This window comes from Clostridium sp., assembly GCF_051650885.1.
Lineage (GTDB): Bacteria > Bacillota > Clostridia > Clostridiales > Clostridiaceae > Clostridium.
Window position 1 is genome coordinate 14,617 of sequence record NZ_JBOFRG010000301.1, and the last position, 20,403, is coordinate 35,019.

Below are 20,403 nucleotides of genomic sequence, written 5' to 3' on the forward strand. Positions count from 1 at the left end.
CTATAATAGCTCCCCCTTGCATATATATTCTGCTGGTCCTATCATATATATTCCTTCTTCTTTTAATTCAATCTTCAATTTCCCACCTGGTAAGCTAACTTCAACATTATTATCTACTAATCCTAATGTATTTAGCATTTTTGCACTTGCACAAGCTCCTGTTCCACACGCAAGCGTCTCTCCTGCACCACGTTCCCAAGTTCTAACTACAATCTTTTCTCTATCTATTATTTTTATGAAATTTACATTTGTTCCTTCTTTAAATAAATCTAATTTTTCTATATTTTGTCCAAATTCTGTAGAAAACTTATCTTCATTATCTATTACTATAGTATGAGGTACACCAACTAAAACTGAATTTAGCTCAATGTCCTTTTCTTTTACAGTTACCTTATAATTAATAAGCCTATCTATAGAATCCTTTAGCTTTATATCTTTTCCATCAAAAGATTCTTTCCCCATAAATACTCTTATTCCTATAACTTCCTCATTCTCTATAGTAAGAATAATATCTTTTCTACCATCTCCAGTTTCTACTGAAAATTCCTTAGCCTGTACTATTCCTTTATCGTAAACGTATTTACTAAAGCATCTTATAGCATTTCCACACATATTAGGTATTGAACCATCACTATTTACTATAAGCATTTGTCTATCACATTCTTCTGATTTTCTAATTAAAACTAATCCATCAGCTCCAATTCCAAATCTTCTATGACAAACTTTTTTCGAAAGTTCACTTTCATTTTTTATTTTATTTTCTAAATCTTCTATTATTATAAAATCATTTCCTATTCCATGCATTTTTACAAAATTCATTTTCATCCCTCACAGTACTTTTATTGATAAATCATTCTATCTAATGTTATACTATCTTTACATATTCAAATAAGAAAGAAGGATAATATTATGGCATTAGATGGAATTTTTTTAAATAGTTTAGTTTCTAATTTAAAAGAATGTTTAATAGATGGAAAAATAGATAAAATAAATCAACCTGAAAAAGATGAGATAATTTTAACTGTACGTAAAAATCGTAAAAATTTAAAATTATTAATTTCTGCTTCTCCTAGGTTTTCTAGAATTCACCTTACTAACATTCAAAAGGATAACCCTTTAACTGCACCACTTTTTACAATGGTTCTTAGAAAATACCTTATTTCAGGTACAATCTTAGATATTACTCAAATAGAAGGAGATAGAATAGTTGAAATTCTTATATCCTCTAATGACGAACTTGGATTTAATAGCCAATATTCACTTATTGTAGAAATTATGGGACGACACTCAAATATTACTCTTGTTAGAAAAAGAGATAATAAGGTTATGGAGTCTATAAAACATATAACTCCTGATATAAATACTTTTAGGGTTTTATATCCAGGAACTTCATATGTATATCCCCCAAAATCTCAAAAATTAAATCCTTATAATTTTACTTTAGATGAATTTACTCCATTTGTAAATACTTTAGAAAACTTAAATGAAAACTTTTTTTCAGATATTTTTGCAGGAGTTAGTAAGCCTTTATCACATGAGCTTACAAAAAGATTATTAATTTCAAATATAGACTTTAAAGATATAAATTTATTATTTAATTTTTGTATAAATATATTTTTAGAACTTCAAAATTCTAAAGAATTTTATATCTTTACTGATTCAAATGGAAACTTTAAAGATTTCCATTCTATAAAATTTGAAGGATTTAATTATATTCCTTATGATGATGCTGGAGTTTTAATTGAAGATTTTTATTTCAAAAAAGATAAGCAAGATAGGCTTCATAATAAATCAAATGATTTATCGAGATTTATATCTACTAATATTGAAAGATGTTTAAAAAAAGAAAGAATCTTAACTAAACAAATAGAAGATTCGAAAGAAAAAGAAAAGTTCAAAATATATGGTGATCTTTTAACATCTTATATTTATTCAATAAAGGAAGGAATGAAAGAAATTACACTTCAAAACTTTTACTCTGAAAGCTTAGAAGATATAACGATTCCTTTAAAGATAAACAAATCTCCTTCTCAAAATGTTCAAAATTATTATAAAAAATATAATAAGATGAAAAAAGGAGAGGAAGAGGCTTTAATTCAACTTCAAAAAAATGAGGCAGAATTAGGTTATTTAAATTCAGTTTTAACAAACCTTCACAATATTGAAGATTATGGAGAAATTGATGAAATTAAATCTGAGCTTATGGAAACAGGATATTTAAAATTTAAAAAATTAAAAAAGACTAACAATAAAAAATCTAAACCTCTTCACTTTATTTCATCTGAAGGTATAGATATTTATGTTGGTAAAAATAATATTCAAAATGATTATTTAAGTCTTAAATTTGCAAAGAAAAGTTGGATTTGGATGCATACAAAGGATGCTCCTGGTTCTCACGTAATTCTTTGCACCGATGAACTTTTAGACAAAACTCTTGAAGAAGCTTCTGTTATAGCAGCCTATTATAGCAAAGCTAAAACTGGAACAAAGGTACCAGTAGATTATACTTTTGTTAAAAATCTAAAAAAACCAACTGGTTCTAAAATGGGTATGGTTATTTATCACACAAATTGGACTCTTTATACTGAACCTAGTGATTTTAATGCCCTTGAAATACAAAAATTATAACATTAAAAAGCCTAAGTAAAAATCACTTAGGCTTTTTTAAAAATTCAAATTCTAATTTTATTTAATTAGGCACTGCATAACAGTGTCTCCTGCGTTTTTAATTTTATCATTATGGAAATATTGATAGTAATAACATCTAAGTTTTCCATTATATAATTTTCTGTTTTTGCTTTCTTTAACTCCAAAAGTTTTATAGAAGTTTTCATAAGCTGTAAGTATATTAAATTCCCAAGTATCGTACTCTCTTTTAAGTCTTCCAAATTTTCTGTTTAACATTTCAACATCTTCTTTTTCACTTAATCTTTCACCATATGGTGGATTTGAGATTATGAATCCATATTTATGCTTATTAGAAAATTTATAAAAGTTGTTTTCTTGGAACTTAACCCACTTATCTACACCAGCTTTTATTGCATTATTTTTAGCAGTCTTAAGAACCCATTTATCTATATCATATCCTATAATGTCTAGCTCTTCGTCTTTTATGGCATTTTTAGCTTCTTCACGAACCTTTGCAACTACTTCTTTATCAAAAGTTGGCCATGTTTCACAAACAAATCTTCTTTTAAGTCCTGGTGCTATATTTTGCATTATCATACAGGCTTCAATTAGAATTGTTCCTGAACCACAAAATGGATCTACTAATGTATATTCTTTCTTCCATCTTGAAAGAAGTACCATTGCAGCTGCTAATGTTTCTTTTAATGGTGCCGCACCTGAGTTTTCTCTATATCCTCTTCTATGAAGTCCTATTCCTGAAGTATCAATACTTAAAGTTACCTTATCTTTTAATATGGCAACTTCTATTTTATAAATTGGTCCGTCTTCTGGAAATTCTGTAGTTCCATAAGCTTCCGTCATACTTGTTATTATAGCTTTTTTTACAATTGATTGACAATCTGGAACTGAATAAAGAGTTGATTTTATTGATTTTCCTGTTACATGCATCATTCCATTTTGAGGAATTAATTCATGCCATTTTACTTTTTTAGTTCCTTGGAATAACTCTTCAAAGCTTCTAGCTTCAAATTCTGCCATATTTATAAGAACTCTCTCTGCTGTCCTTAAATGAATGTTAGCTCTTGCTATATCTCTTTCATTACCTTTAAAGAATACTTTTCCATTTTCTGATTTTAAATTTTCATATCCTAAAACTCTAAGTTCTTTTGCTGTAATCCCTTCTATTCCAAAAGTTGTTGTTGCTATTAAATTATAGTCCATACATTTCTCCTTTTATTCTTTCTCGTATATTTTAACTGAGTCTTCTCCGTCAAATTCTTCTATTTTAACTCCAATTACCTCTTCTTTTGATGTTGGAATATTCTTCCCTACATAATCAGCCCTTATAGGAAGCTCTTTATGGCCTCTATCTATTAAAACAGCTAATTGTATTCCTATCGGTCTTCCTACATCTATAATTGCATCTATGGCTGCTCTAACAGTTCTACAAGTATATAAAACATCATCTACTAGTATAACTTTCTTATCCTTTATATTTACACCTAAATCTGTTCCTTTAAAATTAGGATTATCTAAGTTTGTAGTTAAATCATCTCTGTATAAAGTTATATCAACATATCCAACTTCAACTTTTATTCCCTCAATTTGTTCTATTTGCTTTGAGATTCTTTTAGCTAATGGATATCCTCTTCTTTTAATTCCTACTAAAACTAAATCCTCTACCCCTTTGTTTCTTTCTATAATTTCATGAGATATTCTTATTAAACTTCTTTTTATAGCTTTATCATCTAATAAATTAGCTTTTAATTTCAATTTTTACTCCTCCTAAACATTATCTTTTCTTAAATTTTCTAATAAAACTTTATAATTTTCAGGTAATTCTGTAGAAAACTCCATATATTCTCCTGTCCCTGGATGAATAAATCCTAATACTTTAGCATGTAGCATTTGTCCATCCTCTTTGAATTTCTGATTTTTGTGTCCGTATAAAGGATCTCCAACTAATGGATATCCTATAGATCCCATATGAACTCTTATTTGATGTGTTCTTCCTGTTTCTAATATACATTTTACAAGTGTTGTATTTTTAAACTTTTCAATAACTTCATAATGTGTTACTGCTTTTTTTCCATCTTCTGCAATTGCTATTTTAAGTCTATCTTTTTTACTTCTTCTTAAAGGTCTATCTATTGTTCCTTTATCTTTTGCTATTCTTCCTTGAACTAATGCATAATATTCTCTTTTGACACTATGCTCTTTTAACTGTTCTGATAACTTTACATGTGCTTCATCATTTTTAGCTACTACTAAAACTCCTGTTGTGTCTTTATCAATTCTATGAACTATTCCTGGTCTAATAACTCCATTTATGCTTGATAAATCAGTACAATGATATAATAATGCATTTACTAAAGTTCCTTCATAATTTCCTGGTGCTGGATGTACAACCATTCCTTTAGCTTTATTTACAACTATAATATCCTTATCTTCATAAATAATATCTATATCTATATTTTCTTTTTTTACTTCTAATTCAACTGGCTCTTTTATACTAGTTTTTACTATGTCTTTATTTCTTAACTTATAATTGCTTTTTACAGCCTTATCGTTAACTAATACAAATCCTTCTTCTATCATATTTTGTATGTATGATCTTGATTTTCCTTCCATAACTTCTGTTATGAATTTATCTATTCTTGTTCCTTTATTTTCTTCATTTATTACAAAAAGTTTTTCTTCCATTTCTTACACCTCGTTTTTTCTCTCTCAATTATAATATAATACACGTTTTCTCACAATAAAGCTATAAAAGGTTGACATTTTCTTTAAATGTCAACCTTACTTTTATCTTATTCTGCTTCACTTGCAAAAAAACTTTTTATTTCATCTAAATTATCTGTCTCTACAGCTTCATTAACTCTTTTTTCTTCTGCATAAGCCACTTCTTTTGGCATAAATTCTTCAACTGGTGCAACTATTGAATAACTTTTATTTAAATCTTTCTCTAAATCATCAAAAGTTTCTAATTGAGTATTCATAAAGTTTCTAAATTTAGCTCTAAATTTAATGAATTCTTGTTTTATTTTATCGAATTCATCATTTATTTGAATAACATCATTGTGAGCTTTATCAACTATTTTTTGTGCTGTTTCATTAGCATTTTTAACTATAAGTTCCGCTTCTTTTTGTGAACTATCTTTTGCTTGATCGGCAGCATTTTGAGCTAATAAAAGAGTATTTTGTATTGTGCTTTCTATTTTAGCATAGTGGTCTACTTGTTCTGATAAAACAGTTATTCTTTCTTTCATTTTAGAATTTTCTTTAAATAACTCTTCGTAATTTTCAATTACTTCATCTAAAAATTCATCTACTTCATCAGGATTATATCCTCTTAATCCTTTTTTAAATTCTTTATTATTTATATCCATTGGAGTTAACTTCATTTTTCTACACCTCTTATGTATATTTTTTTATAGTTATTTTTAATTTCCCACTTTTAGTATTTCCGCTTTTATCCCCTAATATATATTTTCCATATTTTCTTATTGTAATTCTATCATCTGTCTTTATTTCTTTACTTTTATCTCTAGATATAGAATAGTTTATTAAAACACTTCCATTTGATATTAAGTCTTCCGCAACACTTCTTGATTTTTTTGTAATTTTAGAAACAATTGAATCAAGTCTCATCGACTGGATATTTATTGTTTCTTCTGTAAAATTATGATTTATATCTAAGCCTTCTTCTAAAATATCTACTTCACAACTTGAACTAGACACTTTAGCTAAGTTCATTTCTATATAATTTGCAATATCTTCTAATACACAAACATAACAAAAATCATTTTCTACTATTAAATCACCCATTTTACTTCTTTTTATACCTAAATTCATTAAGCTACCTAAATAATCTTTATGTGTTAAATTTTTAAACTTTGACTTATTTTTTATTCTTAGAATTTTTATAGGGTACTCAATACTATAGATATTGTTAAAACTTATAATTCGTCTCTCTGCATCATTGAATATCCCAAAGCTTTCTATTTTAAAATCTTTTATCTTTATTTTTTCTTCTAACACTTTCCATATATTAGGTGTATAAAACTCTGTTGAAAATACAGGTATATCTTTATTTAAAGCTAAAGTTAATTTATTATAAACTGACATTGCTTCATTTCTATCTTCTTCTTTAAAGTTTTTTAAAAATTCATCTTTTTTCATTTTAAAATAATATCCTTAACAATAGATTTTTTAACAAATCTAATACTATTAATGCAAGTACTGGTGAAAAATCTACTTGTGTATACCCAAATATTTTTATAAGCAATATCCTAAAAGGTGCAAGTATTGGAGATACAATCGCTGAAATAAATTCTCGTATTCCACCTATATTTACATTTTTCAAAAAAGATAAAATAACATCTGCTAATATAAATATTTCTAATAAGTTAAATAACGTATCTATAAATGTAATTATTATTCTAGACACCTATCTCACCTACTTGCTCCAGTTAAATAAAGCTTTTGATGTTAATTCACTTTTTAATTCATTTGTTACTTCTACATTTGATGGTGATAAAATATATACACCCTTATCTATTTCTTGGAAATCACCTTTTAATGCATATGATGCCCCACTGATGAAGTCTAATAATCTTCTAGCTGTTTTATTTTCTAAATTTGCTGTATTAATAACAACAATTCTTCTATTTGTTAATGCATCACAAATTTCCATAGATTCTTCATATGATGTTGGCTTTGTAATTAAAACTTTAGCTGCTACATTGTTATGAATATTAACAACTTTATCTCGTCTTCCTCCACCAATTATAACAGGTTCATTTCCTTCATACCCATCATTTTCTTCTACTAATTCATTGTCCTCATATTCTCTTTCAAATCCTTCTATATCCTCGTCTTCATCCCCTAATCCGAAAAAGTTCTTCATTTTTGAAACCATGTTTGACATTTTTTATTCCTCCTAATTACTATAATCTCTTTCACCAAATATCCCAGTGCCAACACGAACAGTATTAGAACCTTCTTCTATGGCTATTTTATAATCATGTGTCATTCCCATTGAAAGTGTATCCATTACTATATTTTTGAATTTTCTTTCCTTTAATTCATCAAATAGTTTCTTAGTTTTTTTGAAATATTTTCTATTTGATTCATCATCTCCTTGTGGAATGATAACCATTAAGCCTTTTACTTTTACAAAATTGCATTTTTCTACTTCTTCTATTAATTCTTCTAATTCTTCTTCTAGTATTCCGCTTTTAGCTTCTTCTCGCCCTATATTTATCTGAATCAAAAGATTTGCTATTTCATCTTCTTCACCAAATTTTTTTTCTATCATTTGTAATAATTTTATACTAGATAATGAATGTATCAAACTTACTTTTCCAACTATATACTTTACCTTATTCGTTTGAAGCTTTCCAATTAAATGCCAATTTACATCTTTATGAAAGTTTTCTTCTTTGTATATTAGTTCTTGAACTTTATTTTCAGCAAAATCTCTTTCACCTACTTCATAAGCTTCTTCCATTTCTTCTAAACTTCTTGTTTTAGATACAACTAATAGTTTTACATCATCGCCTATTTCTTCTTTTATTTTAAATATATTTTCTTTTATACCCATATCTAAGCCTCCATAGTTATGACCTTAAATTATATATTCTCTATAAACTCCTAAATCCCTTTATTTATAATTAAATTTTATTCTATTTTTTATTATTTTTCTACAATTCCTTGCATATAATTATTTTTTTTAACATTTGTCATTGCAGGCATTTTTATTTTATCTTTTTTTTCAATTTTTACATCTAATTCTCTAAGCTCTAATTGCTTTATATGACTTTCTTCTGATAATATTGCTGCCTCTAATTCATCCGGATTCCCAATTACATAAAAACTAAATGGTGCATATTCCGTATGATCATCTTCAAATATAATAAATGGTCCATTACAAGATAACCCTGAGTTTGCTGTTAATCGATAATCATTTATCATTATAGCCTCTGCCCCAGCTTTTCTAAACTCATTTATAACTAGCTGAACATCTCTATCATGAAAAATTTTATTAGAAATTTCTATATTAGTGTTTTCTTTATTATGAATATCCCCATCATTTATAGTAACTTTAAGACCCGGTCCTTCAACTTCACGACTTCCATCTAACATTCCAAAATCATCTATCTGTTCCTTCATAAGTGCCAACACTTCTTCTTCATTTCTGTCATTACCATTATAAGAATCTATTAATTCTTTTGTTTTTTCATTAGCTTTAGTTAAATTTTCAATTTCTTTATACAACGTGTTTTTCTCTAATGCTGCATCATTATATTCTCTATAACTTAATGAAAAATATTTTTTAATTCCATCAAAATTTGAATTTAATGAAATTAGAATACCTAATAATATAGATAAAATAAAAATAACTAATTTTCCTCTCACATTTTTCATCATTTTACCCTATCTACCTCTAAACTTTTCTAATAAAAGCCTTCTTATAGTTGCAAAGTTATCAAATATTCTACCACCAAATACTATTACAGCGGCAATATAAATAGGAATCCCTAATTTATCTCCTAAATATGCAAGTCCTGCTGCAAGCAATGCATTACCAAAGAAACCCGAAACAAAAATATCTGTTCTAAAATTCTTAGATAAATTCGCTCTTAATGCACCGAAAACAGAATCTAAACATGCAAGAATTGCAACTGACATATATGGTGAATATTTATCTGATATATTCAAATCTAATGCAAATCCTAAAAAAACACCAATCATTAACCCTATTATTGGAACCATTATTTTTCCTCCCCTTCTTTTAAACCACTTAAATAATCTGTTTTTAAATTTTGAGTAGTTTTCTCAATTACAATTTTATCTTTTTCCTCAACTGTACAATCATAATTTTGAAGTGCTCCATAATCTATTCCACCTGGGAAATTTAATGCTACTTTTAATCTTGCTTTGTCTCCAATTGCTTTTATTGTTATCTTTTGTTCTGGACTAATTTGTCCTGCATTTCCAATCCAAATATAATTTTTCGAATTTTTTATACCTGTTTGTGGCGTTAATCTATATCCATTTATAGATATAGCCTCTGCCTTAGTAAAACGTAGAAGATTAACGATATGAACAATTTCTTCCTCTGTAATCAAACTACTTCCCATTTCACTATTTGATGAAAATATAGATGTTTTAGGTGTTATTGTTATTTCTACCCCTTGTCCCTCAACATCTACAAGTCCTAATATCATTCTAGCAGTATCTAAACGATTTTTAATCTCTAATCCAACATCACCATTTTTAGTTGCTGCATCTTCTAATTCTTTTAATTTTTCATTTAAATTTTTATTTGTTTTTTCTAGTTCATCTTTTTGCTTTTTTAATCCCTCTATTTGTGTTATCATATCACTTTCATCATAACTATTATTCGTTCCTTTAGTTAAAATCTTTAACTGATGTGTTAAAAGAAATCCTAAAATTATACATACTATAGCTATTGAAAGTTGTGAAACAACCCTTCTCATTTAACCTTCCCCTTTTACATTTCTATTGATTACTGGTGCACCATTAAAACTTAAATCTATGTACCCACTATCCATCTTTAAGTTTTTATCTTCAAGGATGTTTAAAGAATCATTTATTTTTTTTACAAAATCTCGTCCATCTCCAACCCTTACTTCAACTTGCCCAATCCAAATTTTTATATTTGATAAGTTTGAAAAGTCTACTTTTGATATCTTATGCTTAGTTTTATTTACTTTTTTTATTTTATAAATGTCCTCGCATATTCCTTCAATAATCTTTTCCTCTGTGGATACTAAATAATTTCCTATTTCAATATTTTTCCCACTTATGCCCACTATTTCAACAAGATTTTTGATATCCTTATTCAAATTTCCATTGTTATTTTTTTCTAAAACTCTTAATGTACTACTTAAAATATAAGCATTTTTCCCTTTTCCTATATAAAATGCAACATCACTTTCTTCCACATCTACTCTTATAGTACTTGGAAATTTTTTAGACACATTAACATTTTTAATATATGGATTTTCTTTTATTTTGTCTTTTACATCATCTGGTTTTACGAACAATAGATTTTGACCTAAAAAAAACTTTCCTTTTTCATCTAAACTTTGCTTTAGCGCTAAATTTTCACCTTCAACTAAAACTTCCTTTATATTAAAAAAAGTTGATTTTGTTAAAAATAAAATTAAGCCTATCCCTAAAAAAGAAAAAATACATATTCCTTTTAAAAAGGTATTCCCTTTTTTCCTTTTTTTCTTTTGACCATATTTTTTTGTCATCTCTCTTAAATCCCCTATTTTTTATTCTCCTTAATATAATATCATCTTTACATATTTTTTTCATCACAATTTAATTAATAATATATTAAAAAAATGTACACAGTTTATTTTTTATTTAAATTTAAAAAGCCTTATAAAGGAACTCCTCTATAAGACTTTTTATTTTATGCTTCTTTATTTTTTTGTCTTGATATATTTAACAAAATTCCTACTGCTGCTAAATTTATGACTAAGGACGATCCTCCATAACTTATAAAAGGAAGTGGAACCCCTGTAACTGGCATTGAACCTGTTACAACTGCAATGTTTATTAAACATTGAATTCCTATAATTGCAGTTATTCCAATTGCAATTAATGATCCATAGCTATCCCTAGCTTCCATAGAGATTTTTATTCCTCTCCATATAAAGAAGATAAATAATGAAATTACCACTAAGCATCCAATATATCCAAGTTCCTCACCTATTATAGAAAAAATAAAATCATTATGTGGTTCAGGCATATACATTGTTTTTTGTCTTGATTGCCCAAGCCCAAGTCCAGTTATTCCTCCTGAACCTAATGCATATAAGGATTGAATAAGTTGATATCCATTTCCTGCTGGATCTGCCCAGGGATTTATAAAATTTGTAAGTCGATCGTATCTATAGCTAGAACTTACAGTAAATAAAAATGCTGCAGAGGCTAAAGCTGGCGCTATAACTCCAAACATGTGTTTAAACTGGGCTCCTGATATATATATCATAGCAAATGAAACCATCATAGTTACTGATGCTATACTTAAATTTTTCTGACTTAATATAATCCCTGCAATAAGTCCTGCATATCCAAGTGCTGGTACAACACCCTTCCAGAAATTTTTTATTCCTTTTCCCATCTTTGTTAATTTATATGCTAAAAATAATACGACTGTATATTTAGCTAATTCTGATGGTTGAAATGATATCCCTGGAAGTTTAATCCACCTTTGTGCTCCCTTTGTTGCCGGGAAGGCAAATACTGCTAAAAGTAAGATTATTGTTACACCATATAAAATATACATTATTTTTTTATTTCTAAAATTATGATAGTCTATCCTGCTCATTATAAATAATGCAATTAACCCAAGTATTGCCCACATAAATTGCTTTTTAAAAAATACAGTACTATCATTACTTTCAAACATTGAAAAATATGAACTTGCAGAGTATACCATAACTACTCCAATTGATAATATTGTTACTGTTACAGCTAATAACCATATATCAATAGGCTCTTTTATTTTTCTTTTTTTACTAAGCTTTTTTCCTCTCATTTAAATTCCTCCACTATTTTACTAAAGTGAAATATACCCTATTATACAAAGTACTACAGTTATTAATGAAAATACTGTTACTACTTTTACCTCACTCCATCCAAGTTGTTCAAAGTGATGATGTACTGGTGCCATTTTAAATACTCTTTTTCCTCTTGTTTTAAAAGAAATAACTTGTATTATAACCGATAGTGCTTCAAAAACATAAATCCCACCAACAATAATAACTATTAATGGCATTTTTAATAGTAATGCTATACTTCCTATAGCCCCACCTAAAGCAAGGGAACCAGTATCTCCCATAAAAATTTTCGCTTTAAATTTATTGTATTTTAAGAAACCTAATAAAGCTCCTATTAACCCAATACAAAATACTGTTATATCGCTTTTTCCTTCTTTAACTGAAACTATTGTAAAGAATATTAATACTATAATCGTTACTGTAGTTGCAAGCCCATCTAATCCATCAGTTAAGTTTACAGCATTAGTTGTTGCTGCATAATATACTATTACTAAAGGAATATACACTAATCCTAAATTAAGATGTAATGATGTAAATGGTATACTTATAGTTGTTCCTACATGAACATATGCATAATATGCCATTGCAATTGAGAAAAGAAGTAATAGAATCATCTTTTGCCATGCTCTAAGGCCTAAATTGTTTCTATGAATAATTTTTAGCATATCATCTAATAAACCAATGAATCCAAATGCTACCATCGAATAAAGAATTATCATTCCTTCTGATGAAATATGGTATCTCATAGACACCATTACCACAATTATAGAAAGGATAAAAATTATCCCTCCCATTGTTGGTGTTCCTGCTTTTTTCAAATGACTTTGTGGTCCATCTTCTCTTATATTTTGACCAAATTTAAACTTGTGTAATAATGGTATAAATACCGGACCTAATATTAATGAAATTATCAATCCCGTTCCTAATGCAAAAAGCATCGTCGGACTGATTAAATTTGCTAAATCCCCCATAATTTTTCCTGGCTACTAGTGTTTCTAGTAGCACACCTCCTTTGTTTAATTAGATATTTTTTAATTCTTTTACTATATCTTCGTATTTTTCACCTCTTGAAGCTTTAACTAAAATATTATCATTTTCTTTTATAACATTTTTCAAATCTTCTATAAGGTCCACTTTAGTATTATATAGTTTTATACTATCTTTTTCAAAGCCTTCTTTAAAATCTTCTTTGAAGTCTCCTGTTACTATTAATAAATCTGCAATATCTTTTGCATATTCACCTACTTCTTTATGTGCTTTATGCCCTTCAGTTCCTAATTGTAACATTGTTCCAAGTATTGCAACTTTTCTTCCTTCTTTCATTTTTAAAACATCTAATCCTGCTCTCATAGAATCCGGACTTGCATTATAACAATCATTTATTATATTTACAGTCTTTCCATCTATAAATTCTAATCTCATTGATGTTGCTTCAAGATTTGAAAGCCCTTTTTTCATTTCTTCAATTGTTAATCCTAGCTTAAATCCTGCTTCTATTCCAAGTAAGGCATTTAAAACATTGTGCTTTCCTACCATATCTAACGATATTCTAGTTTTTGTACCTCTATAGTTTAATGTAAATTCAGTTTTTTCTAAAGTTGCTTCAATCTCTGTTGCATAACATTCATATTCTGAATTATAACCAATTTTTACAACTTCATACCCTTTAGATTCTACACCTGATAGCTTATCATCTTCAGCATTTACAATTAGTGTATTTTTTTCATTAAAGAAATCTGTTATTTCCATTTTTGCTTTTAATATATTGTCTCTAGTTTTTAAGTTTTCTATATGTGATATTCCTATATTTGTTATTAATGCTAAATCTGGTTTTGCACATTGAACTAAATTGTGAATTTCATTAAAATCACTCATTCCCATTTCTAATACTGCAATATCATATGTGCTATCTAATTGTAGTATCATAAGTGGCATTCCTATTTCATTGTTAAAGTTTCCTTTTGTTTTAAATACTTTATATTTTCCACTTAAAAATGCTGTTGTTAAATCTTTTGTGCTTGTTTTACCTGTTGATCCAGTTATTCCAACCACTTTAATTCCTAATTTTTCTCTATATCCATTAGCAATATCTAATAAGGCTTTTTTTGTATCTTCAACCTTTATTATTGCCTTGTTTTTGTATTTTTCTACATCAAATAGTACTTCATCTATTATACAAACAGTTGCTCCTAATTCAAAAGCTTTTTCTATATATTCATTCCCATTAAAATTAGCTCCTTTTAATGCAAGGAATACATCTCCCTCTTTAATCTTTCTAGTATCTGTAGATAATTCTTTTATATCTACTTCTGTAGTTTCTGTTAAGAATTCACCTTTTGCATATTCTTTTATCTCTTTTACATTTAATTCCATTTATAACACCTCTAGTTTTTCTTTAATATCTCTTCAATAACTTCTCTTTCATCAAAGTGAATTTTTCCACTTTTAAGTATTTGATATGTTTCATGTCCTTTTCCAGCTATTAAGATAACATCATCCTTTTCTGCTATTTCTAACGCTTTCTTTATAGCCTCATATCTATTAGTAATTTTTATATAATTATCTTTTTCTATACCTTCTAAGATATCTTTTATTATTTCCTCTTCATCTTCTGTTCTTGGATTGTCTGATGTTATTATTGCAATATCTGAAAGCCTTGTTCCTATTTCACCCATTTCTGGTCTCTTTACCTTATCACGATCTCCACCACAACCAAATACAGATATTAATCTTCCCTTTGTAAACTCTCTGCAAGTTTCTAGAATATTTAATAAACCATCTGGAGTATGTGCATAATCAATTAGGATTTCATAAGGCAGATTAAATTCTCTTCCTGTTCTTTCACATCTTCCTGGTACTAACACATCATTTAAACCAAGTTTTATTTCATTTAAACCTAGTCCTGCCATTTTACATGCTATTATAGCTCCTAATGAATTATATACATTGTAATTCCCTGGAATTGGAAGAGTCATTTTTTCTTTTTCCCCATTAGGAAATTCTACTAAAAATTCAGTATCCATACCGATTTCTTTAATATCAGTTGCGACTACATCTCCTTTTTTTAAAGAGAAAGTGGTATATTTTTTATCTCCTAACTTTTCTAAGTCTTCTACTACTCTTTCACCATAGCTATCATCTATATTTATTATTGATTCTTTACATCTTTCAAATAATTTAAACTTCGCTTTATAATAATTTTCAAAAGTTTTATGGAAATCTAAATGATCTCTTGTAATATTTGTGAATATTCCACTTTCAAACTCTAGCCCATAAACTCTATCTAATTCTAATGAGTGTGATGATATTTCCATTACACAAAACTCTACGTTATTATCTACCATTTCTCTAAATAATCCGTGTAATTCTAATGACTCTGGTGTAGTTCTTTCTGTTTCTATTTCTTTGTCTCCAATATAATTTGCAACAGTACCTATAAGTCCAACCTTTTTATTAGCTTTTTCTAAAATTTTCTTTATCATAAAAGCAGTTGTAGTTTTTCCGTTTGTTCCTGTTATTCCTATAATCTTTAACTCACTTTTAGGATCACCATAAAAGTTTGATCCAATTACAGCTAATGCTTTTCTAGTATCTTCAACTTGTATTAAAGTAATTTCTTCATCTGTTTCTATTATATCTTCACAAACAATATATTTTGCACCATCATAGATGGCTTTCTTTGCAAATTTATGTCCATCACTAGTAAATCCTTTTACACATACAAATAAATCATTTTCTTTTACTTTTCTACTATCATAATTTACATTACTTACTTCGCCTTCTAATTCCCCTTTTATTATCTTATAGTTTAATCCTTCTAAAAGCTTTTTTAGTTTCACTAAAATCAACTCCTCTTAAAATTTTATGCACCTACATCTAATAAGATTACATATTTTTTATTAAAAATAGCATGTAAGAATATCCTACATGCTATAATAATTTACTATATTTAAGAATCTAAAGTTAAGTTTACAGTTGTCCCTTTATTTATAAGTTCTCCCTTTGGAATGCTTTGCTTTTTAACAATTCCTTCACCGCTAAAATTATAGCTAATTCCAAGCTCACTTAAAACTTTACTTGCTAATTCTTTTGTATATCCTTCAACATTTGGCATAATAACTGCATTTTTCTTTGTGCTATTTTCCTCTGTGTAGATATTTATTTTAGTATTTTCCTTTACAGCATATCCTGGATACGGACTAACACCAATTACAGTATCACCATTTCCTTGTATATTATAATCTATTTTTTCTTTTTTTAATATAGTTTTTGCTTCTTCTAAATTCTTGCCTCTTATTTCTGGAATTATAACATTCTTTATTATAGCAGAATTATTTTCTTTAGAAAAACTATTTTCCATATAATTAAATATATCTGTAAATACTGATTTTGCTACAGGTCCTGTTACTGCCCCTCCATAATACTGTCCATTACTTGGTTCATCAACAGTTATCATAATTGTTACTTTAGGATCATCAACAGGTGCCATTCCAACAAAAGATGAAATATATTTACCTTGTGCATATTTCCCATCAATAACCTTTTGTGCTGTTCCTGTCTTCCCTGCCACTCTATATCCTTCTACAGCTGCACTTTTCCCTGATCCATAAAGAACAACTCTTTCAAGATATTCTCTAAGCTTTGCTGCAGTTTCTTTTGAAATAACTTGCTCCTCAATAGGATTAAATGTTTCTACATTTATTTTAACCCCATCTTCATCTTCTCTAGTTATTTCTTTCATTACATGCGGTTGTATTCTTTTTCCACCATTAGCTATAATATTTATAGCAGTAGTAAATTGTATCGGTGTTGCCGTATTAGTTTGACCAAAAGAAATTGTTGCTAAATCTGTTTCTGATGTATTTTCAGGTTTTTTCATAATCCCTTTTGCTTCTCCTGGTAAATCAATTCCATTTAATCCACCTAAGCCAAATTTTCTTGCGTATTCATATAATTTTTCTTTTCCAACTCTTTTTCCAAGTTCCATAAATCCTACGTTACATGAATTTTGCATTATTTCTGGGAATGTTAATGTTCCATGCCCTGAAGTCTTCCAACACTTGATTCTTCTTTTTCCATAATTCAATCCCCCAGTACATACAAAGGTTTCAGTTTCTTTTACTACACCTTCTTCCATTGCTGCTGCTGCTGTTATAATTTTAAAAATCGAACCTGGCTCAAAAGTATCACTTACAACTCTATTTCTCCACATTTTTTGAACTTTATCAAACTCTGTTTTTCCATCAAATTTCTCTGCACCTTCAAATGGTTTATTTGGATCGAAATCATTTTTATTAACCATAGCTAATATTTCTCCATTTTTAGGATTTGAAATTGTTATGGAAACATTCTTTGCTTTATGATCAATCAATGCCTTTTCAGCTGCTTTTTCTGCTGCATATTGTATATTTTCATCTATAGTTAAGAATACATCACTACCATTAACTGGTGGTGTATATTTAGATATAGTATATGGTAAATCCGTACCATTCTTATCTATTTCAGAAATTTTCATTCCTGGAACTCCTGATAACTGCTTATTATATTGAAGCTCTATTCCAGTAAGACCTTGTCCATCAATATTTGTACTTCCTAATACATGAGATGCAAAATTATCATTTGGATAATATCTTTTTGTATCAGGTGAAATCATAACTCCTGGTATCTTTAATGCTTTCACATTATCTGCTTGCTCTTTTTCTATTCTTCTTGCAAGAGTTGCAGAACCTGCACTTTTTCCGCTTGGTAATTTCGTATTCAACTTCTTTAAAACTACTTCTTCATCAATATTAGTGGCTTTAGCTATCTTTCCTGAAATATCTTCCATTTTCATCTCATTATTTTTAAGATAATTTCTTATAGTATTTAAATCAAAATCCACTCTATATACGTTTGCCGAAACAGCAAGTTCCATACCATTTCTATCTAATATTTTTCCTCTTCTTGCATCTATTCTTACTTCACTTGTCCATTGTTCCTCTGCCCCTGCTGCTAACTTTTCATGTTGAAAAATCATTACATAAGCAAGTCTTCCTGATAAAAAGGCAAACAGAATAATTACCACTAGGAAAAATTGTCTACTTCTTTTTCCCTGTAATGCTCTATCTACTAAATTTCTTTTTTTCAATTCCCAATCCCCCATTTAATTACTAATCTTTTACTTATTATTCATTAATTCACCTAAATGATTAGTCGTTAAATCTACATTAACTTTAGTTCCATTTTTAGCTTCGACCATATTTACTTTTTTCTTTGCATTTTCTTCAATTCTTTTTAGGGAAGAATTTTTAAGAAGTTCTACCTTTATTGCCTCATTTTCTGCATTTAAGACTCCTATTTCTTTTTTTATTTCTCCCATACTTTTTTGAGCTGAATAAATCCCTGCACTTCTATGAATTATAATAAGTCCTAAAGCTAAAGTTACCACAGCTACTTGAATTATCGCTAACCCTCTTCTCGCTTTTTCTTTTTTCTTTAAAGCCTCGCGTCTAAGCTTTGCTTTTAAGTATTTTTCGTAATTTATTTCTCTCTCTTTTTCTCTAATTTTTCTTTCTGGTTTTACAGCTGTATTTCCATTTATATACTTATATTCCCTCTCTATCACTTTATTCAACCCCTTTTATTTTTATACCATAAGTTTACAGTTTTTCTATTATTCTAAGTTTAGCACTTCTACTTCTTGGATTTACTTCCACTTCTTCTTTGCTTGGCTCTATTGCCTTTCTCTTTAAAAGCTTAACTGTTGGAACTTTTCCACAGTTACATATTGGAAACTCTCTTGGACATGTACATGGATCTGCTAATTCTCTAAACTTAAGCTTAACTATCCTATCTTCTAATGAATGGAATGTTATAATACACATTCTTCCACCTTTATTAAGCTTTTTAACCCCATCTTCAATTGTCTTATTTAAAATTTTAAGTTCGCTATTTACTTCTATTCTTATTGCTTGGAAAGTTCTTTTTGCTGGATGTGGACCTTCTCTTCTTGCTTTTGCTGGTATTGCATTTTTAATTACTTCTACTAGTTCTAATGTTGTTTCTATCGGCTTTTCTTCTCTTCTTTTAACTATAAAGTTTGCAATTCTTTTTGCAAATTTATCTTCACCATAATCTTTTATTATTTTCCATAACTCTTCTTCTGAATAGCTATTTACTATGTCATATGCTGAAAATTCATCATCTCTATTCATTCTCATATCTAATGGTGCGTCATTCATATAACTGAATCCTCTTTCTGCATTATCTAATTGATATGAGGATACTCCTAAATCCATCAAAATTCCATCAACACCATCTAACCCTAATTCTTCAATTACTTCACCTAATCTATAAAAATTACTATGTACTAATTTTTTATTGTCATAGTTTTCTAATCTCTTTCCAGCTGCTTTTAATGCATCTTTATCTTGATCTATCCCAATTAAAGTTCCTTTTTCTGATAATCTTTTTATTATCTCTGATGAATGTCCTGCACCACCTAATGTGCAGTCTACATAAATCCCATCTTCTTTTATATTTAATCCTTCTATGCACTCATCTAAAAGTACTGATACATGTTTAAATTCCATTCTTTTGTCTCCTTCTTAAATACCTAGACTATTCATACTTTCCGCAATAGAATCAAAATCCATATCGGAACTATTATATTCATTCCAACTTTCCTTGCTCCATATTTCTATTCTAGTTAATACTCCTATACTTACTATATCCTTCTCTATTTTAGCATATTCTTTCAAATTTTGCGGTATTAATCCTCGACTTTGTTTATCTAATTCAATTTCACATGCTCCAGAAAAGAAAAATCGTACAAATGCTCTTGCATTTTTATCAGTAAGTGGTAAGTTTTTTAGTTTTTCCTCTAGTTTCTCCCATTCATTTATAGGATATACATATAAACAATGATCTAAGCCCTTAGTTATTACAAATCTTCCTTGTAGGCCTTCTCTTAGCTTAGCTGGTACATTCATTCTGTTTTTATTATCTAAACTATGTTGGTATTCTCCTATAAACATTTTTTCATCCTTCCTTCTACTTTTATCCACTTTCCTCCACTTTTACCCACCTATATTAAATTATTCTACCACTTTTTAATATTTCCTCTTTTTTTATGAACTTTTTTTAAACTCATTTGACTTTCTTTTTTTTATTATGTACAATAAAAAAGTCG

General features: G+C 28.2%; 22 protein-coding genes. 1 reads left to right on the forward strand and 21 read right to left on the reverse strand.

What is annotated here, in order from left to right; genetic code table 11:
• Complete coding sequence (gene dapF, locus ACRC28_RS14285) at positions 1-819, reverse strand: diaminopimelate epimerase (protein WP_438544118.1); 819 nt, start codon at positions 817-819, stop codon at positions 1-3.
• 90 nt (positions 820-909) lie between these two features.
• Between dapF and ACRC28_RS14290 the strand changes: the two genes are divergently transcribed.
• Positions 910-2,628 carry an Rqc2 family fibronectin-binding protein gene (locus ACRC28_RS14290; RefSeq protein ID WP_438544119.1) on the forward strand — a complete coding sequence of 573 codons (1,719 nt, stop codon included), beginning with the start codon at positions 910-912 and terminating at the stop codon, positions 2,626-2,628.
• Positions 2,629-2,685: 57 nt separating this feature from the next.
• Here the strand turns inward: ACRC28_RS14290 and ACRC28_RS14295 are convergent, their stop codons facing one another.
• The 20 genes from ACRC28_RS14295 to mraZ form a co-directional block, all read right to left on the reverse strand.
• Positions 2,686-3,849 (reverse strand): THUMP domain-containing class I SAM-dependent RNA methyltransferase, encoded by a 1,164-nt coding sequence (locus tag ACRC28_RS14295; protein WP_438544120.1) that lies wholly within the window; start codon positions 3,847-3,849, stop codon positions 2,686-2,688.
• Between the two features lie 12 nt (positions 3,850-3,861).
• Complete coding sequence (pyrR, locus tag ACRC28_RS14300; RefSeq protein WP_438544121.1) at positions 3,862-4,401, reverse strand: bifunctional pyr operon transcriptional regulator/uracil phosphoribosyltransferase PyrR; 540 nt, start codon at positions 4,399-4,401, stop codon at positions 3,862-3,864.
• A 12-nt stretch (positions 4,402-4,413) separates the two neighbouring features.
• A complete protein-coding gene (locus ACRC28_RS14305) occupies positions 4,414-5,331 on the reverse strand; it encodes an RluA family pseudouridine synthase (RefSeq protein ID WP_438544122.1) in 918 nt (305 codons plus the stop codon).
• Positions 5,332-5,438: 107 nt separating this feature from the next.
• Positions 5,439-6,032, reverse strand: a complete 594-nt coding sequence (locus ACRC28_RS14310) for a DivIVA domain-containing protein (RefSeq protein WP_438544123.1) — start codon at positions 6,030-6,032, stop codon at positions 5,439-5,441.
• A gap of 13 nt (positions 6,033-6,045) precedes the next feature.
• Positions 6,046-6,810 (reverse strand): RNA-binding protein, encoded by a 765-nt coding sequence (locus ACRC28_RS14315; protein WP_438544124.1) that lies wholly within the window; start codon positions 6,808-6,810, stop codon positions 6,046-6,048.
• Between the two features lies 1 nt (position 6,811).
• Complete coding sequence (locus ACRC28_RS14320; RefSeq protein ID WP_438544125.1) at positions 6,812-7,078, reverse strand: YggT family protein; 267 nt, start codon at positions 7,076-7,078, stop codon at positions 6,812-6,814.
• Positions 7,079-7,087: 9 nt separating this feature from the next.
• Positions 7,088-7,558, reverse strand: coding sequence for a cell division protein SepF (locus ACRC28_RS14325; RefSeq protein ID WP_438544126.1), 471 nt, complete (start codon positions 7,556-7,558; stop codon positions 7,088-7,090).
• Positions 7,559-7,570: 12 nt separating this feature from the next.
• Positions 7,571-8,233, reverse strand: a complete 663-nt coding sequence (locus tag ACRC28_RS14330; protein ID WP_438544127.1) for a YggS family pyridoxal phosphate-dependent enzyme — start codon at positions 8,231-8,233, stop codon at positions 7,571-7,573.
• 92 nt (positions 8,234-8,325) lie between these two features.
• The gene (locus ACRC28_RS14335; RefSeq protein ID WP_438544128.1) at positions 8,326-9,057 is read right to left on the reverse strand and encodes a DUF881 domain-containing protein; all 732 of its coding nucleotides are present in this window, start codon (positions 9,055-9,057) and stop codon (positions 8,326-8,328) included.
• Positions 9,058-9,066: 9 nt separating this feature from the next.
• Positions 9,067-9,405 (reverse strand): small basic family protein, encoded by a 339-nt coding sequence (locus ACRC28_RS14340; protein ID WP_438544129.1) that lies wholly within the window; start codon positions 9,403-9,405, stop codon positions 9,067-9,069.
• Entirely contained in the window at positions 9,405-10,133 is a 729-nt protein-coding gene (locus ACRC28_RS14345; RefSeq protein ID WP_438544130.1) for a DUF881 domain-containing protein, read from the reverse strand. Before ACRC28_RS14345 ends, ACRC28_RS14340 begins: the two co-directional genes overlap by 1 nt.
• Positions 10,134-10,916 (reverse strand): cell division protein FtsQ/DivIB, encoded by a 783-nt coding sequence (locus ACRC28_RS14350; RefSeq protein ID WP_438544131.1) that lies wholly within the window; start codon positions 10,914-10,916, stop codon positions 10,134-10,136.
• A gap of 164 nt (positions 10,917-11,080) precedes the next feature.
• On the reverse strand, positions 11,081-12,211 hold the full coding sequence (ftsW, locus tag ACRC28_RS14355) for a putative lipid II flippase FtsW (protein ID WP_438544132.1): 1,131 nt from the start codon (positions 12,209-12,211) through the stop codon (positions 11,081-11,083).
• 21 nt (positions 12,212-12,232) lie between these two features.
• Positions 12,233-13,204, reverse strand: coding sequence for a phospho-N-acetylmuramoyl-pentapeptide-transferase (gene mraY, locus ACRC28_RS14360; RefSeq protein ID WP_438544133.1), 972 nt, complete (start codon positions 13,202-13,204; stop codon positions 12,233-12,235).
• 49 nt (positions 13,205-13,253) lie between these two features.
• Complete coding sequence (locus tag ACRC28_RS14365) at positions 13,254-14,606, reverse strand: UDP-N-acetylmuramoyl-tripeptide--D-alanyl-D-alanine ligase (protein WP_438544134.1); 1,353 nt, start codon at positions 14,604-14,606, stop codon at positions 13,254-13,256.
• Between the two features lie 11 nt (positions 14,607-14,617).
• Positions 14,618-16,072, reverse strand: coding sequence for a UDP-N-acetylmuramoyl-L-alanyl-D-glutamate--2,6-diaminopimelate ligase (locus ACRC28_RS14370; protein WP_438544135.1), 1,455 nt, complete (start codon positions 16,070-16,072; stop codon positions 14,618-14,620).
• Positions 16,073-16,182: 110 nt separating this feature from the next.
• Positions 16,183-18,360 (reverse strand): stage V sporulation protein D, encoded by a 2,178-nt coding sequence (locus tag ACRC28_RS14375; RefSeq protein WP_438544136.1) that lies wholly within the window; start codon positions 18,358-18,360, stop codon positions 16,183-16,185.
• Positions 18,361-18,390: 30 nt separating this feature from the next.
• Entirely contained in the window at positions 18,391-18,837 is a 447-nt protein-coding gene (locus tag ACRC28_RS14380; protein ID WP_438544137.1) for a hypothetical protein, read from the reverse strand.
• A gap of 34 nt (positions 18,838-18,871) precedes the next feature.
• Positions 18,872-19,804, reverse strand: a complete 933-nt coding sequence (rsmH, locus tag ACRC28_RS14385; RefSeq protein WP_438544138.1) for a 16S rRNA (cytosine(1402)-N(4))-methyltransferase RsmH — start codon at positions 19,802-19,804, stop codon at positions 18,872-18,874.
• Between the two features lie 15 nt (positions 19,805-19,819).
• Positions 19,820-20,248 (reverse strand): division/cell wall cluster transcriptional repressor MraZ, encoded by a 429-nt coding sequence (gene mraZ, locus ACRC28_RS14390; protein WP_438544159.1) that lies wholly within the window; start codon positions 20,246-20,248, stop codon positions 19,820-19,822.
• Positions 20,249-20,403 lie beyond the last annotated feature (155 nt).